We start from the raw sequence: 2,165 nt of genomic DNA on the forward strand, positions 1-2,165 counted from the left end.
CCGCCGGCCTTTAGTAGTTCCTCTCGCCGGGCCCACTCTTTTTCGTCCGCCTGGAGGTCGGCATCAAAGATGCCGCCGCCTGACTTACCGTAGCACACTGGCCCCAGGCTCCTAGCAACCGAATGCGGGTTGGTCAGCTTTCTCTTGCACCTGGCGCAGGTCCCTACGCCTTGATCGGTTTCCTTGATTTCGTTGACCATGTTACTCCCTCCATTGACTGTCCCATTCTCCTGTGATAGAATGGGGTTGGGTAGTTTAGTTGGCGGCTTCTATGAGAGCCGCTTTTTCTTTTGAGGCATAGCCTCTCTCGCAGCATTTCCTGTTGTGGGCGGCAATTAACTCCGATACGTCACACCACCTCCCCAGCGAGATCTTCAGAACCTCGATGTTGTGCTCCACGTCCAGGAACTCCTGGAGGTTTGTTACAAACTCCGCCCATTCTTCCCGGGTGAAATCCTCCCGGGAATTTTTATTTACCGCCAACTCCAGGAGCCTTCCGAGCACGGCTTCCGCCTCTTTCAGCTCTCCTACCAGCTTGAGCAGGATGCTTGCCGGGTCCAGGTTAACCCGGTCCAGGACCTCGTAAGAATAGGCCTGCCCGATGGCGCAGTCGCGCCGGCAATATAGCTGGGTCATCCAGGGCTCGCGGTAGAGCCGGCTCATCGCCAGAACCGTCTCGGGTGGAGGCGTGCTGATCCCATGTTCATAATTGAGCAGGGTTCTGGTAGAAATGTGCAACTGAAAAGACGCCTCCTCGATGCTTAATCCCGCCTTCTTCCGAGCATCACGGTACACCGGTTATCCCTCCCTCCCGTAAATTAATTCCTGGTCATCCGCCCCTGGCCGAGTTACTCTTAAGACGCAGCCGGGATCAGGTTTTTATAGTGGCCGTGTATCCTCTTAAGGTCAGCCAGTATAAGGCGGTGTAGCTCTTGCATGGCCTGGGGCACATCCTCCGGTTTTAAACCCATAGCCGCGAGGTGTTCGAGCAAAATGGTCTGCTGTGCCGCAAGTTCCTCTTTCGATGGGTTGCGCTTATTGAACATCGTTCCCGCCCCCGATCAAGTACCTGACCGCGGCGGCCAGGGTGGTGGCGTCGACCTCATTTTCGATCTGGACGTACTCCATGATGTCGTAGGCGTTGCAGTCGGCGGGCACCAACCCGCACCGGTGAAAATTGGGGACCGAAATCAGGTAGCCGTCGTTCGTTTTGGCCAGGTAAACGTCCAGGCGGGTACCCCGTCCGCATACCTCGAAACACTCTCCGGCCCTGCGGGCGATCCGGACCGGCCAGGCGCTTCTACCCTTGCCGGCTGTAATGGTGGCTACCGGTTCCCGCAGGTTGGCCCGGCGGATATGCTCCAGGGCCGCGGCCCGGGCTGTTGCTCTGGCGTCTTGGGCGATCATGGGTTTCACCTCCTCGGTTTCTTAAATTTAAGGCCTTTCGATTTCGACCGTGTCCCGGCCCATGTAGCCGTCTACGATGTCCCGCCCGCCCTCCAGGATCAGCCGGACGTATCGGGCGTGGAGCCTGTGCAACACTTCAACGACCTTTTTGCCGTTGATGCGGTCGCCTTCGCGGGCCTCCTCAATTGGAACTCTCAGTTTCAATGAGATCACCCCCCTCCCTTACTGGTTGACCGCCTCGGCGGTCGTGGTTTCTTCGTTACCCAACAGTACGTTTGGTTTGTTGGCATAAAATAAGTCGGGGAAAAGTTCCGATGCGGGGATGCCGAACAGGTTTTCCATGGCTAATGCCAATGGCAACCTGGGATTTCTGCTCCCTTGCTCAATCATGCCGTAGAAACTTGGCGTAACGCCCAGTCTCTCGGCAACCTGGGCCTGTGTCCAACCGTGCTCTTTCCTGGCTTCAATTAAGCGATACCGTCTCATGTTTTGTCCACCTCCTTACCAAACGCTCTGTTGGGTTTCTGGCTCCATTATACCCAACGTAAGGTTGGGTTGTCAATAGGTTAGCCAACTTTTTGTTGGGTAAATTTTATAACCCAACACCGTGTGGTATAATGAAAGTGGTGATATTATGGATAAGAGACAGCTTTTTGCAAAGAGACTGCGAGAACTACGTAAATCAAAAGGGCTTACCCAAAAAGAACTAGGTCGGCGCTTGAATGTTACTGAGGCCGCGGTCGGCATGTGGGAGCAGG

7 protein-coding genes are annotated in these 2,165 nt (G+C 55.4%); 1 reads left to right on the forward strand and 6 read right to left on the reverse strand.

Going from position 1 to position 2,165, the window contains the following annotated elements:
• The 6 genes from HPY58_14165 to HPY58_14190 all read right to left on the reverse strand — a co-directional run.
• Positions 1 to 200, reverse strand: a 200-nt coding sequence (locus HPY58_14165; protein ID NPV30757.1) for a hypothetical protein, incomplete at its 3' end; no start/stop codon positions are given.
• A 55-nt stretch (positions 201 to 255) separates the two neighbouring features.
• Positions 256 to 795: a helix-turn-helix transcriptional regulator gene (locus HPY58_14170; GenBank protein ID NPV30758.1), complete on the reverse strand. Its 540-nt coding sequence runs from the start codon at positions 793 to 795 to the stop codon at positions 256 to 258.
• A gap of 59 nt (positions 796 to 854) precedes the next feature.
• The gene (locus HPY58_14175) at positions 855 to 1,046 is read right to left on the reverse strand and encodes a hypothetical protein (protein ID NPV30759.1); all 192 of its coding nucleotides are present in this window, start codon (positions 1,044 to 1,046) and stop codon (positions 855 to 857) included.
• Positions 1,036 to 1,407, reverse strand: a complete 372-nt coding sequence (locus HPY58_14180) for a hypothetical protein (protein ID NPV30760.1) — start codon at positions 1,405 to 1,407, stop codon at positions 1,036 to 1,038. Before HPY58_14180 ends, HPY58_14175 begins: the two co-directional genes overlap by 11 nt.
• 27 nt (positions 1,408 to 1,434) lie before the next feature.
• Positions 1,435 to 1,611: a hypothetical protein gene (locus HPY58_14185; protein ID NPV30761.1), complete on the reverse strand. Its 177-nt coding sequence runs from the start codon at positions 1,609 to 1,611 to the stop codon at positions 1,435 to 1,437.
• An 18-nt stretch (positions 1,612 to 1,629) separates the two neighbouring features.
• Positions 1,630 to 1,893 carry a helix-turn-helix transcriptional regulator gene (locus HPY58_14190; GenBank protein NPV30762.1) on the reverse strand — a complete coding sequence of 88 codons (264 nt, stop codon included), beginning with the start codon at positions 1,891 to 1,893 and terminating at the stop codon, positions 1,630 to 1,632.
• 148 nt (positions 1,894 to 2,041) lie between these two features.
• On the opposite strand from HPY58_14190, the gene HPY58_14195 reads away from it, so the two are divergent.
• A partial coding sequence (locus tag HPY58_14195) for a helix-turn-helix transcriptional regulator (protein NPV30763.1) occupies positions 2,042 to 2,165 on the forward strand: 124 nt, incomplete at its 3' end.

It is taken from the genome of Bacillota bacterium (assembly GCA_013177945.1).
Taxonomy (GTDB): Bacteria; Bacillota; DSM-12270; order Thermacetogeniales; family Thermacetogeniaceae; genus Ch130.